11 protein-coding genes are annotated in these 13,749 nt (G+C 47.9%); 3 read left to right on the top strand and 8 right to left on the bottom strand.

All coding sequences use genetic code 11. The features are described 5' to 3' along the window. Positions 1–106 precede the first annotated feature (106 nt). From ACYU8Y_RS12850 to ACYU8Y_RS12825, 6 genes are all read right to left on the bottom strand, one after another. Complete coding sequence (locus tag ACYU8Y_RS12850) at positions 107–2,863, bottom strand: putative Ig domain-containing protein (protein WP_460937743.1); 2,757 nt, start codon at positions 2,861–2,863, stop codon at positions 107–109. A gap of 644 nt (positions 2,864–3,507) precedes the next feature. Next, positions 3,508–3,876, bottom strand: a complete 369-nt coding sequence (locus tag ACYU8Y_RS12845) for a VOC family protein (RefSeq protein ID WP_460937741.1) — start codon at positions 3,874–3,876, stop codon at positions 3,508–3,510. A 1-nt stretch (position 3,877) separates the two neighbouring features. Further along, positions 3,878–4,915 (bottom strand): aldo/keto reductase, encoded by a 1,038-nt coding sequence (locus ACYU8Y_RS12840; protein ID WP_460937739.1) that lies wholly within the window; start codon positions 4,913–4,915, stop codon positions 3,878–3,880. Between the two features lie 158 nt (positions 4,916–5,073). Then, positions 5,074–5,736: a mannitol dehydrogenase family protein gene (locus ACYU8Y_RS12835; protein ID WP_460937737.1), complete on the bottom strand. Its 663-nt coding sequence runs from the start codon at positions 5,734–5,736 to the stop codon at positions 5,074–5,076. A 150-nt stretch (positions 5,737–5,886) separates the two neighbouring features. After that, positions 5,887–6,198, bottom strand: a complete 312-nt coding sequence (locus tag ACYU8Y_RS12830) for a hypothetical protein (protein ID WP_460937735.1) — start codon at positions 6,196–6,198, stop codon at positions 5,887–5,889. Positions 6,199–6,226: 28 nt separating this feature from the next. Next, positions 6,227–6,397 (bottom strand): hypothetical protein, encoded by a 171-nt coding sequence (locus tag ACYU8Y_RS12825; RefSeq protein WP_460937733.1) that lies wholly within the window; start codon positions 6,395–6,397, stop codon positions 6,227–6,229. A gap of 423 nt (positions 6,398–6,820) precedes the next feature. Between ACYU8Y_RS12825 and ACYU8Y_RS12820 the strand changes: the two genes are divergently transcribed. Both ACYU8Y_RS12820 and ACYU8Y_RS12815 read left to right on the top strand, forming a co-directional pair. Then, on the top strand, positions 6,821–7,873 hold the full coding sequence (locus ACYU8Y_RS12820; RefSeq protein ID WP_460937731.1) for a LacI family DNA-binding transcriptional regulator: 1,053 nt from the start codon (positions 6,821–6,823) through the stop codon (positions 7,871–7,873). Positions 7,874–8,014: 141 nt separating this feature from the next. Further along, the gene (locus tag ACYU8Y_RS12815; RefSeq protein WP_460937729.1) at positions 8,015–8,230 is read left to right on the top strand and encodes a DUF4926 domain-containing protein; all 216 of its coding nucleotides are present in this window, start codon (positions 8,015–8,017) and stop codon (positions 8,228–8,230) included. Positions 8,231–8,851: 621 nt separating this feature from the next. On the opposite strand, the gene ACYU8Y_RS12810 is transcribed toward ACYU8Y_RS12815, so the two are convergent. Together ACYU8Y_RS12810 and ACYU8Y_RS12805 are read right to left on the bottom strand one after the other, a co-directional pair. Further along, positions 8,852–9,616 carry an ImmA/IrrE family metallo-endopeptidase gene (locus ACYU8Y_RS12810; protein WP_460937727.1) on the bottom strand — a complete coding sequence of 255 codons (765 nt, stop codon included), beginning with the start codon at positions 9,614–9,616 and terminating at the stop codon, positions 8,852–8,854. A 342-nt stretch (positions 9,617–9,958) separates the two neighbouring features. Further along, complete coding sequence (locus ACYU8Y_RS12805) at positions 9,959–12,439, bottom strand: ribonucleoside-diphosphate reductase subunit alpha (protein WP_460937725.1); 2,481 nt, start codon at positions 12,437–12,439, stop codon at positions 9,959–9,961. Between the two features lie 607 nt (positions 12,440–13,046). Between ACYU8Y_RS12805 and ACYU8Y_RS12800 the strand changes: the two genes are divergently transcribed. Continuing rightward, complete coding sequence (locus ACYU8Y_RS12800) at positions 13,047–13,319, top strand: type B 50S ribosomal protein L31 (RefSeq protein WP_460937723.1); 273 nt, start codon at positions 13,047–13,049, stop codon at positions 13,317–13,319. Positions 13,320–13,749: the final 430 nt, after the last annotated feature.

Below are 13,749 nucleotides of genomic sequence, written 5' to 3'. Positions count from 1 at the left end.
AGTCTAAAACAGGTGTTCACCGACCCCTGTTCTGACCAAAGATAAGGAATGATGGGCAAGGTCAGCCCGATTAGTCACAAGGCTATCCGACTGACCTCCACCGGGTTTATTGTTTGAGCAGTTTCAGGCTGGAGACGGGCCGGCCATCGGCTTCGATACGCAATAGGTATAAGCCCGTCTTGAATTGACTCACATCAACTTTCAGCTGGTTTGCTACTGTAGTATACGCCAGTGAATGCGTTACTCCGTCCATTGTAGCGACTCTTACGCTCAACTTCGCTTTCTGATAGGAAGCCGGAATGGTTACCAGTGCGTAATCGGCCGTTGGGTTGGGCAATAGCCGCCAGGCCAGCGCTTCGCTTTCTGCCGATAAAGCCGCCAACCGGAAACCGGCATTGCAGTATACGGTCGTGGTCTGGAAGGGATTAGCCGCGCCCACAATCTGTAACATTACCTGGTGCGGTCCAGCCGTCGTCAGGTTTCCTGGCGCATCATAATTGAACGCGTGTTGCCCATTATCGCCAAAAGCCGTTGCCAGATCCTGACGATATGCGTTGGCCGTCAATGTCGTTACCAGCGCTCCATCCCACGTAACGTTCACCTGCACCGGCGCGTTGGGCGTACCGGCATCCCGAGCCCAGCCATATTGCCGGTTGCAGTCCGAAATATCGACCCAGCCCTGTGGACTTATCAATGTTGCGGGTACTGGCGTAGTGGGGGTGGGCGGTGTAGGATCAGGCGTGGTGGGCGGAGTTACCGGTGTCGTAGGTGATGTAGGATCGGGTGTGGTGGGTGGCACGGCGTTTCCGGCACAGTTGAGCGTAAATGCACCGCCGTTCAATACGTAGCTGCTGTTCTGAACGCGCACCATAACGCTGATGTCGCTACCGGTTTTCAAGGCATCGGGTGTAGCAAAGTTATACCCGTGATAGCCATTGCCTTTCCCAGCCGCTACCAGATCGGCCCGAAATTGCGAAGCGGCTTGCGTAGAAATAACCCGTCCACCCGCAACGACTTCAAGAACAAGGGCATCGTTGGCCGCCGAACTATTGTAAATCCAGCCATTCAGGGTAGAGCACCCCTTACCGTCTACGTACCCCTCATAATTACCGACCGCCGTTGTCTGCCCGTCATTAACGACTAACGTAGCCGTTGTTTCCGCATACAGGTTGCCGGGGTCGGTAGCCCGAATCCGTATCGTGTAGGTTCCGGCTTCGGAAGGGGTTCCACTGATGGTCAGCCCTGAGGACGAAAGACCGGCCGGTAAACCACTGACTGTGTACGTTAGTGCTGCATTTTCAGGATCGGCAAACGTGTTGGCAGGGATCGTTGCGTCGTACCGTTGGTTGCGTGTTGCAGTACCCAGGTTTACCGAGGCAGCTACCGTTGGCGTCTGATTTGACGAAGAGGGCGGAGTTGGATTTGTGGGGTTCTCCGACGGCCTATCCCCCGTTTTATGCGCCGTAAACAGTTCCGAAAACTCCCCCGTCCAGGCGGGTGAGCTGGACTTGATTCGCACCTTTACGCGGCCATCCGACCAAGCCGGCAGCACAAAATCCAGGACATTACCTACCTGACTGGCCGGCACATTACCCACTAAATCGCCCCCTTCGGTATACACATCTACGGTATACTGGTTGCCGGAATTGATCGGTGCTGTAACCATATAAGGAAGTTGAATAGGGTCACCGCCATTGCGATTGATGGGGAATACATAACCCGCCGTAATACTGGGTGTAGTGGCGGGCTGGCTTGGCTGGCATTGCGAAAAGAAAGAGTCGGAAAGCGCCTGATTCCACCAGTCGGCGATCTGAGGATAGACCGAATCTTTGAAGTGCAGCCCGTCTGACCGCCAGTCGGGACCTATGAAGCCATCCGTCGAGATACCGGGAAAACAGTTATTGATCTGACCGATAAGCTGTTCCTGGGCGTTGATGATGTTCTGATCATAGTCGTGCCCATTTCCAGGAAAGTACGACACTTTGGAAATAACCCAGCTCAGGGCACCCATACCCGACTGCGACCGGCTCTTGTTGATGACAGTTGTCAGGTTATTGACATAGTCTCCCTGCGAAACAGCGTTGTTGTCGGATTCGCCCTGATGCCACAAAACTGCCCGCACCCCGCTGCGTTTGATGTAATACATGACGGCCACCCCAAACGGCCGATAGGGCGACGATTTATTGAACGAGGCAACATTTTCGACCCCGTTCGCGGCATCGCGCCATTCCGATGAGGAAGTGGAGCCGTAGGAAGCACCCAGAAACATAACCGGAACGCCCAAACGAGCCACGAGCCGATCGCCCAGACCACCCCAGATGTACATGGCTCCGTGTGGGCCCGACTGTGCCCCACTTCCGGCCTGTACCATCTGTTTGGGCAATGCCGTTTCGTCGATATTGCCCTGAGGCCAATTATAGTAACCCAGTACTGACACCCGATCATCCTGCGCGTTGAGGTTATTCGCATAAGGAGACCCATATTGGTTCGACTGGCCAGCCGTAATGAAGACTTCGCCCACCCCTACCCGGTCGAGCGTCCAGTTCCCCACTTCGGCCCCACCGGCCAACGCACGAACCTGAAGGCTATACCAGCCACCCGTTAGCGTCAGTGAACCCGAGAAAGCACCATTACTGGCCGATCCTACCGTGGTCCAATCGACCGATTGGCCGCCATTGATGGCAGTGGCTTTAACTTGAAAACTGGCGGCTGACGTCGGGCAATTGCCCTGAATGGGAACCTGGGCATGATTGCCATTGTCGCGTTGAAAAACCATCCGGGAAAGCGGCATGGTAATTTGCGCGGAACCAAGTAGAGGCAGTAAAAAGAAGAGCGTAGAGATAATGTAGAGGACACGATTCATGGGATAAAGCAACCTGATAATTTGAAAAGAATTAGAAATTAGTCATCGATTGGCTGGGTTAGAAGCAGGGAGTTAAAGGAGATCCGTGGAGGCTACGTGCTGTATTCTCCAGTTGATTTTCAATGGTTACCAGCATGTGGTTACTGGCTCTTGTGAGGCTATTCCATGCGTGATAAAGGATACCACAAAGCAAAGACACCGTAAAAATGACATCCCATTTGTATCCAAAAAACATTGGTACCTAACGGACTGACGTCACTTATTTATGGATTGTGTGGAGAGTAAATCCTTAGTATATAGGCTTACTGTGCCTTTAACGCAAAAAACGACCGCAGCATATGCTAATCCGATGCCACGGGTGAGGATCTATCTTGTTTATCCCTGAAAAACCAGCCAAAATCGCTGCGCACTTAGCGGTTCGTCTATCTACTTTCGGCCCTGGAAGCGTTCAGACCCAGTAAAATTGCTTCCCCATGGGTGATTACAGTGTCAGGCACACAAAGCCTAAATTTTTAATGCATTTTTAATGCAAAACAACAGGGCTTCGGCGTTGACTCAAACCAGAATGAGTCAACGCCGAAGCCCTGAATGTATAAATCGTATATTTACCGGGGAGCTATGTGGCCCTGCACGAACTAAGGCAGTTATACGGTTGGCTTGTCAACAAATTCGAGCAACTCGATACGATTGCCAAACGGATCCCGGAAGAAAAACCGCTGTCGCCCGTCGATGTCTGACGAATAAGAAATAGCAATTCCGTTTTGCTCCAGTTCCTGTTTGGCCCCGGCCAGATTACTCACTTCGAAAGCCGGATGCCGTAGCGATAAACTCCCTCCCGACTCTTCCCGCAGGTGAAGTTGAATACCGGCTATCTCGAACCAGATGGCTCCTCCAGGATGCTCGCCCGGAATTTCAGTTAGCTTCAATACCTGACTGTAAAAAGCTCTGGCCTCCGTCGTTTTTCCGTCCGGAATTGGCAATAGAATATGATCCAATCGGGTAAACTGAATCATCTTAGTAGAACGTTGGGGGTGGATTCAGCGTCAGGTTCTGGCGCTGGTGCCAATACGGATAAATGGTGGGCACGTCGCTGGCTGCGTCTAGTTTCTTTAGCTGCTCAACGGTCAGACTCCAGCCGACGGCGTCCAGGTTTTGCCTGAGCTGTTCTTCGTTGCGCGCACCAACGATGATGCTCGATACCGTTGGGCGTTGCAGCAGCCAGTTAAGCGACACCTGCGCCACTGATTTGCCGGTTTCGGCGGCTATCGCTTCCAGCGCATCAGTGATGGTATAAAAGACCTCTTCTGAAACCGCCGACTGCGGCACCGGACTTTTGCCTTCAGATACTCGCCCTTCGGTTGGGGCGGGCTTATTTCGGCCGTATCGCCCGCCCAGGCGGCCACCCGCTAATGGACTCCAGATAAACGCGCCCACTTTTTGATCAAGACCAAGGGGCATCAATTCCCATTCATACTCCCGGTTTACCAGCGAGTAATATACCTGGTGAGCCACAAACCGATTCCAGCCGTATTTTTCGGAAATAGCCAGCGATTTCATCAGGTGCCAGCCCGAATAATTTGAGCAGGCAATGTAGCGAACTTTGCCACTCTGCACCAGATCGTCCAGCGTACGCATCGTTTCTTCCAGCGGAGTGACCCCGTCGAAACCATGCATGTGATAAATGTCGATATAGTCCGTTTTCAGGCGTTTCAAACTGCCTTCACACTGCTTGAGCAAGTGAAAACGGGACGACCCCTGGTTGTTAGGGCCTTCGCCAAAAGGAAACGTAGCCTTCGTTGAAATGAGCAGCCGATCCCGTTTTCCGGCAATCGCTTTCCCCAGAATTTCCTCCGAAAGTCCGTCCGAATAAATGTCGGCGGTATCGAACAGGTTTACGCCAGCATCGAGGCACAGGTCGACCAGCCGGGTAGCTTCGTCAACCTGCGTACTGCCCCAACCCTTGAAAAACTCGTTACCTCCGCCAAAGGTAGCCGTACCAAAACTTAAAACGGGCACTTGCAACCCCGATCCCCCTAGTTGTCTGTATTCCATGTTTGAGTCATTTTCAGACTTTGCAGCCTGCTTTTCTGACAAAACCCCGCGGCCTCCGTAAAGGTTATTTTCAGCCTTGGTTTATACTTCTTGCTTTGTTCGTATCCTCAGTTCGTGTCTTCACGAACCGAGGGTATACGCCCTAAACCTGCCTTGAATTAGGCCATCATCCCTTTGTGCAGTTCAGTGCCTTCCTCCCAGAATGTACACAGCGTTTGTTTCAGCGAAAAGGCGAGCCCATAGCAGGCAATCTGATTCCGGTACGATTTATAAGGAGCCACAAACTGCGGAAACGACCGCAGATTCGCAGGGGCCAAAGGCCAAATGTCCAGAACCGACAGAACATCGCCCTCGTTCAGCAGAACCCAGTCGGCAGCAGTAAGTTGCGGCTCATCGACCCGGTACTTCTGCCCTTTATCATCGACACCGGCTTGCAGGTAATGCCCATAAGCCGCCAGCAGAAACGCCAGCGACGAGACATCTTTTCCCTGTTCGAGCCGCTCGAGTAAGGTTGGAATGACGAATTCCTGCAACCGGGATGCTCCGTCGTGGCATAAGCGACTTAGCGAATCAGCCTCTGTCGGTTTTGACAGACAGTCCAGTAACTGAACCATTGTTTCTTCTGCATCATTGGATAACGCTGAGGAAGCCAGCGACTTGCCCGTTGTCGTTAAAACTGTGCGCAGGTATGTATTGATGTGTCCATCTCCCATAGCTTCCTGTACGGTTCGATGCCCGGCCAGAAAAGCCGGATATGCCAGTACACTATGCGAAGCGTTGACAAGGGGGCGTGTTGAAGCCTCCTGAGTGGTTGTAAACATACAGAGTTGATGTTGAGTGTGTTGACGTCGAATGCATACGGGCTTCTGTAGTGAAAAGAGAAGCCATGGAGACCAACACCAATGTACCGGAAACTCTTGCAGTTCCGGTCCTCGGGCTGTCGTCTACTCCTGACAAGTAACGCTCGTTACTTACGCGAAAAAACTGGGTCTTCTGAGCATGCTTGCTGGCTGCCAACTGGCATCCCGACGGCGCAGCGCCTGGGCGATGGTAACAATTTGATCGGCAAGTCTGCCCTGCTCTTCAATAGAAGCCTGATTGTAGTTTTTTTGACGATCCGGCTCCCACTCGAACAACTCCGTTTTGGCATCGTAGATACCAACGGGGACCCGTTTTGTGTTTTTTGAAAGGTTTTGTAAGACGGACTGGGCATCGGAGTAAGTAGCCAGGCTAATGTGATGATACTGTCCGTTAAGCATATATAAAACAGAGAAACGATTCATGATGATGAAAATTAAGTGGAACAACAGCTTAGCGATTGCCAGCCAGAAGAGACCCGCCAAATGGGGTCTGGTGACGAGACAGTGCCTCGAACACTCCGGCATGCCGGTTGATAAATGTTAAAATTGACCCCCGAACCAGGTTCCACAGATTGCCTGCCGTTGCCTGATTCCTTGTGTTATGTTCGTGAATGAAGTTCATTTTTTTTCCTGTTTAGCAGTCTACGCTGGCCACGCTCTTTCTGGTGGTTTTCCTTAAAATAGACCAGGTGATCTGTCTGTGACTGTATTCATTGCTGGATTTCTGAGTGCTATCTACCTCCTCTACTCTACGCGTATGCATACACCCGATAAGCCGCCATTAACAACCTGATTTACATTGGCATGCTACGGGTTTGTCAGCTATAAAACCCCAGCGAAATCAGTTTGGTTTAAACGTTTCAATAGTTTAGGTCCAAAACAGCTAAAGTTCTTTATATAAGAGTCTAATTATATTATAATAATACAATTATTGTGGCAATTATAGTCCTTTTCTACGAATCACTCTATCCTTCCATCATTATTTAAACAATATGGCTGTTTAAACGATTAAATTATTTATTGACTTTTTCTTATGTTTGCCACCATGACAAAGAAAACATCACTGAAAGATATTGCTCAGTTGGTGGGCGTCTCAACAACGCTCGTCTCGTATGTACTTAACAACCAGAAGATAAACAGGATCGGTAAAGAAGTAGCTCAGCGAATTAGAGAGACCGCTAAAACCTTGAACTATCAGCCTAATCAGATTGCCAAAAGCCTCAAAACCAATAAAACCTTCACAATTGGTCTGCTGGTATCCGACATTTCGAATCCGTTTTCGTCGTCGCTGGCGCGTATCATTGAAGACGAAGCCGATATACATAACTACACCGTCCTCTTTGGCAGCTCAGATGAAAAGCCCCAGAAGGCCCAAAAGCTAATTACGACCCTGCTCAATCGGCAAGTCGATGGTTTATTGATTGCGCCCCCCGCCGGTATTGAGCCCCAGCTTGCCGAATTGCAACGACAAGGCATCCCGTTTGTCTTGATCGACCGCTACTTTCCGGATCTCAAAACCAATTACGTGGCGCTGGACAACTATAAAGCTATATATAAAGCAGTACAGCACCTGATCGACTCAGGATACCGGCGTATTGGGTTGATCACCTTCCAGACGAGTCTGATTACCCTACTGGATCGCCGACAAGGTTACCTGTCGGCTCTCAAAGACAACCGGATTCCGATCCGGAAAACGTGGGTGAAAGAGTTAGGTATCGGATCGATCGAAGCCAATGTAAGAAAGGCCGTAAGCGACCTGACGACAGGATCGAAACCTGTTGATGCGCTCTTGTTTGCGTCCAATACCCTGGCCCTGTACGGGTTGCAACAACTCAACGCGTTACACTTGAGCGTCCCCGAACAAGTTGCCGTGATCAGCATTGACCAGGCCGAATCTTACAACCTGTTTCAAACCCCAATCACGTACATAAAGCAACCACTGCAGGAAATGGGCCAGCTGGCCACCAAAATTCTGCTGGATGCCATCAAAAAAAACAATACCGTTACACAGGCCAATCTCGAAGGCGAGTTGGTGGTTCACGAATCAACGCGGGCGGTTGAAAAGGAAGGTTCAGGTAAGATAATGCTGATGCATTAGCGACTAAAATCTGCTAAAAATGAAAGCCGCATGTTGGGCGTAGTCACAGACCACGCCAAAAACTACTGCCTGCCGGATTCATAATGGCGAAAACTTTCCACAATTAACCAGTTGTTATATCATTGACTAATTGACAACACTATGGACGAGTTGAAACTACATGATCTTGTCGCACTTACAAAAGCTATACCTGAACGCAACCTCCGTCGGGGGGAGATTGGGGTTGTGATTGACATCGGCCCTAACGGCCGCTATCTGCTGGAATTTGCAGACAAGAATGGTGTACCATATGCCATGCCAACTGTCAGTGTAGAAGGATTAATGAAAGTGTATTTACATACTGATATGGTGGAGTAAATAAGTAGCCATCCGTAGGCGCTCCATCAATATTTTTGGCTGGTTTCGTGCATGATGCCGCTCGGTTCATTAACACGTTCCTGCGTGAAAAGCAGTACGCTATAATCGAAATTGCATAGCATAAAATAAGTATTTCAAAGCGAAATAATCTCCGCTGTTTCAAGAATTTTAAAACTATCTACGGATTCATTAATTGTAAATTTCATCTTAGCATCAACAGATTTCCCTTAGCGCATGCCATCGGCCGAATAATACTAGGATTTAATTAAAATAGTCGTATTAATTAAGCAAATAGATCGTCATAATACTCAGTAACTATTTGTCGTATCGATTTTAGTCTAGATTGATCATTGATCAATTCAAATTCTTTTAATCTATATATTATTGAAGTCTTTGATGTAGCAAATTGAGTAGAAAGACTTTTAATTAATTTGCTAAAATCCTTTGTATTTTCGTACTGATCATCAAGGTATATTTTACCTAAACTTTTGTTGAAAAATCTCTGAGTTTGATTTAGTCTAACTAAAAGAGAAACTTTAGGTAATACCAGAGAAGTAGCAAAGTAATTAGCTTGCCATTCAACCCAGTGTCTAGAATTTTTTAGATCATGTTTGCCAGTTTTTAAATTGTAGGGCGAGTCTTCAAAAAATCATAAGTAGATTGTCCAATTGATAATTTTTGATGCAATATATAATGCCCGAATTCATGAGCAATGATAAATAACTCTCTATCGGTTCCCTGTATAGATCTACTTATTCTAATAATATTATTTTTAATATCACATGAGCCTAACAGGTTTGTTCTATCTTCGAATTCTACAATCTTGATTCCATATTCACTATCCAAATACCTGATTACCTTCTCCGCGGTGAGGGTGTAAGCACTAGATAATATTTTTGAGTCTATTTTATTTAATTCAACATTCGCTAACTCCTCAATAGCTTCTTTAGTGAGCCTGTCAAGGTTGTAACTTATTCTAGAGTTATCAGAAATTAATTTGAATACATTTATTATCTCCTTGTCAATAAGATTTTCTATATAGTTCACACCAACATCAATAAATCCTCCGTCTACTGTTTCTTTAATAAATGGCAATTTATTTATTTTTTCTTCTCGGTTAGCTTTATGAAGTATAATTTTATAATCATTGCTTGATTCTCCCTGAATAACCATCATACCAACGGACTCCGCAATATTATACCCTCCTTCCTGTAATGGTGAGTTTGTAATAAATATTCCTTTGACATTTACTCCAGCCACTTGCAAAATTTTACTATGAAAGTCCTCTATTTTACTTACGGGAACTCTCTTATCGTAATCTTTACACTCAATAATATAAATTAAAACGTAACGATTTGCTCCAGGTGGCCATACTTCTATAGTCAAATCAAATTTTATATTTTTTTTCGTAGTGACGAATAGTATTCTTTCTTTTGAAATATTTTCACATGATCTGCTAAATGGGCAAGCTGCCCATCTTCAATCACTTTCATAATAATATCGAGTGATTTAGCCTCGAATTGGTCTCCAATTTTTGTAGTATTTATTTTATTATCCAAGTTCATTTGATAGATATAACGTTACATTTATTATACCAATTTTCACCGGGGGCCGGTGACATCGACTGATAAGAATAATACAAGAAAACAGGAGTGGAAAGATAAAACACAACTCCCGACCATGTTGACCACAGCCGGGAGCGTATAATTCTCAAGTTATCAATTCAAACTACGATCCACACATCTCGCAACCTTCCGGATCGTCCAGCGAGCAGGTCATGGCGGCATACTGCTGTTCGAGGTCCGTTACCATCGGTACGGGTTGCGGTGTCGTGTTTTGAGCGTGCTCTTTGGCATACTGCACATAATCGAGCGGACGTTCGACGGTGACGGCTTCGGCCATAACCGGCTCCAGTTGGGGCTCGGCTTGTGGCTGCACTACCGTGAACTTCACTGCGTCGGAAGCGGCTTTCGTGCGCAGGTAGTACATACCTGTTTTCAGACCCGCTTTCCAGGCGTAGAAGTGCATGGACGTCAGTTTACCAAAGTTTGAATCTTGAATGTGAATGTTCAGCGACTGCGACTGGCAGATGTACGCACCCCGGTCGGCCGCCATATCGATGATGTGCTTCTGCTTAATTTCCCAAACCGTTTTGTACAGGTCTTTGATATTCTGCGGAATATTCGGAATCGCCTGGATCGAGCCGTTGGCCAGAATCAGGTTGTTCTTCATGGTATCGTTCCAAAGACCCAGCTTGACGAGGTCTTTGAGCAGGTGTTTGTTCACGACGACAAACTCGCCCGACAATACACGACGGGTGTAGATGTTGCTCGTGTACGGTTCGAAGCACTCATTGTTACCCAGAATCTGCGAGGTCGACGCCGTTGGCATCGGAGCCAGCAGCAGCGAGTTCCGAACGCCGTGTTCAACAACATCCTTACGCAGGCTTTCCCAATCCCAGCGACCTGATTTTGGTTTAATGCCCCACATGTCGAACTGGAAAATACCTTCCGAAATTGGTGAGCCTTTCCAGGTTTCGTAAGGACCAGATTCTTTGGCCTGCTCCATCGACGACGTCATGGCACCAAAGTAAATGGTTTCAAAAATATCTTCATTCAGGCGACGCGCTTCCTCCGACTCGAACGGCATCCGCAGCATAATGAACGCATCGGCCAGCCCCTGCACGCCCAGTCCGATTGGCCGGTGGCGCATGTTGCTCCGACGGGCTTCCTCAACGGGGTAATAGTTGATGTCAATAATCTTGTTAAGGTTGCGGGTGGCGGTTCGGGTCACCTCGTACAACTTCTGGTGATCGAAACGCATGATTCCATCTGGATCGCGCTTGATGAACTTAGGCAACGCAATAGAAGCCAGGTTACAAACAGCGATTTCATCGGGCGCGGTATACTCGATAATTTCCGTACAAAGGTTCGATGACTTGATGGTACCGAGGTTTTTCTGGTTCGACTTTTTGTTGGCCGCATCCTTGTACAGCATGTAGGGCGTGCCGGTTTCGGTTTGCGATTCCAGAATTTTGAACCACAACTCCTGCGCCTTGATTGTCCGGCGAGCACGGCCTTCGCGTTCGTAGCGAGTGTACAAAGCTTCGAACTCATCGCCGTAGCAGTCAGCCAGACCGGGGCACTCATGGGGGCAGAACAACGACCAGACATCGTCATCTTCTACCCGCTTCATGAACAGATCGGGCGTCCAGAGAGCGTAAAACAAATCGCGGGCGCGACCTTCTTCCTTACCGGAGTTCTTTTTCAGATCAAGAAAATCGAATACATCGGCATGCCAGGGTTCCAGGTAGATAGCGAACGAGCCTTTCCGCTTACCACCACCCTGATCTACATAACGCGCCGTGTCGTTAAAGACCCGCAGCATGGGCACAATGCCGTTGGATGTTCCGTTGGTCCCTTTGATGTAGGTGCCCGTTGCCCGCACATTGTGAATGCTCAGCCCAATACCACCCGCCGATTGTGAAATCTTGGCGGTTTGTTTGAGGGTGTCGTAAATACCGTCGATGGAATCATCTTTCATCGTCAGCAGGAAGCAGCTCGACATTTGTGGCTTCGGCGTTCCGGCATTGAACAGCGTAGGCGTGGCGTGCGTAAACCACTTCTCGGAGAGCAGATGGTACGTCTCGATGGCCGCATCAATATCTTCCTGGTGAATTCCAACGGCTACGCGCATGAGCATATGCTGCGGACGTTCGGCAATCCGGCCATCCAGCTTCAGCAAGTATGACTTTTCGAGTGTCTTATACCCGAAATAATCATAGCCGTAATCCCGGTCATAAATAATCGTAGAATCCAGAAGCGCAGCATGCTGGCGCACCACATCGTAAACTTCTTTGGAGATCAACGACGCATTTTCGCCGGTTTTTGGATCTTCATACAAGTACAGTTTCTTGATCGTTCCGGAAAACGACTTGTTGGTCTCCTTGTGCAGGTTCGAGATGGCGATCCGGGCGGCCAGAATCGCGTAATCCGGGTGCTTGGTCGTCATCGACGCGGCTGTTTCGGCAGCCAGATTGTCGAGTTCCGTGGTTTTAACTCCATCATAAAGGCCACTAACGACCTTCACAGCGACCTCTACGGGCTGCACGTAAGCAGGGTCGAGGCCATAACATAGTTTCTCGATCCGAGCGGTGATCTTGTCGAATTTAACCGACTCCCGGCGGCCATCGCGTTTAACTACAAACATGAGCGTTTGGGTTAGTTTTAAAGTATAAAAAAGATGACTAATTCAATTTAAGATAGACTTATACTAGGTTCAGGGGGCAACGGTAAGGTATTTGTGCTCTTTATGGAGGCTATTGATGGCTACCACACCCGAACAAGATCAACCATAGCCAAAGGCTATTACTGAATCGAATGGCGTTCTAAAGTTCTTTTGAAATAGACGGAAAAGCAACCCGGAAGGTTCGGGCAGATTGATCAATCCTTGAAAGGTGCAACTCTACCAGCCAGGTTAATAAATTGTTAAGGCGTCAGTGTTAAGTACTTAACAATATCCTGTTGGAGAGCTGATCTGGGAAATAAAAAAAAATAGATTTTATTAATCGGGCGGCTGGATAAACACCGGCCCGTACGATTCAGTGCAGGCGTATAATTCACTGGAAAAATAAGCAGAAAGAAAGAGAGCGACAAGGCTTTGTTACCGGATTATTAGGAAACGGCACAGATTTAGTTGCCTCATAATCACCTCGTAAAAGAAGCGAAAAAAGACTTGGCTATTCCAGTGAAAGGCCGTACATTTGCAGTCCTTTTCGGTCGGAAACCGAGAAGATGATAAGAAACTGAGATTCATCATGAAAAAGGGCATTCACCCGGATTACCGTGAAGTGGTATTCCACGATCTGTCGAGCGATTATAAATTTCTGACCCGCTCAACCGTTCAGACCAAAGACACTATCGAGTATGAAGGCCAGACCTATCCGCTCGTAAAGATTGAAGTTAGCTCGCAGTCGCACCCTTTTTACACGGGTAAAAACGTACTGCTCGATACCGCTGGCCGTGTGGACAAGTTCCGCAAGCGTTACGGTACCAAAGAGAACGCAACGCCAACGTCGACTGCTCAGTAGTCATTTCGTTAGCAAGAGAAACTCCCCCGCTGCGGCCAACGCGACGGGGGAGTTTTTTTTGTGTAAAAAACAATCACTTCATCCATCGACCAACGTATCCCCATCAGGCGTCAGGTATCTGAATATGATTTTAAGGGATCCTTTCGTCGCTTTTTTATGTCGGAAAACAACATTAGCCTGCTTGTTGTAATAATCTCCTGTCCAAGTTGTATCAAATTTTCCTCTGGGAAGTTGAACCTTAAGAAATTGGTCTGAATGGTTATCATCTTTCAGAAAAATCTCGGTGGAATCGTCAATTTCGCCTATAGCTCTGAGGGAAATATTTCTACCGTACTCGTCCGAAACATCCCAGACTGAGTTTCGGAAGGTCGTATCAGATGAAATATGTACCACTTGAAATGTTATAGAAAGGGGAGGTTTGTCAAAGAAG

It is taken from the genome of Spirosoma humi (assembly GCF_054776575.1).
Note: the sequence above shows the minus strand (reverse complement) of the source record. Positions and strands in the feature narration are given on the sequence as shown.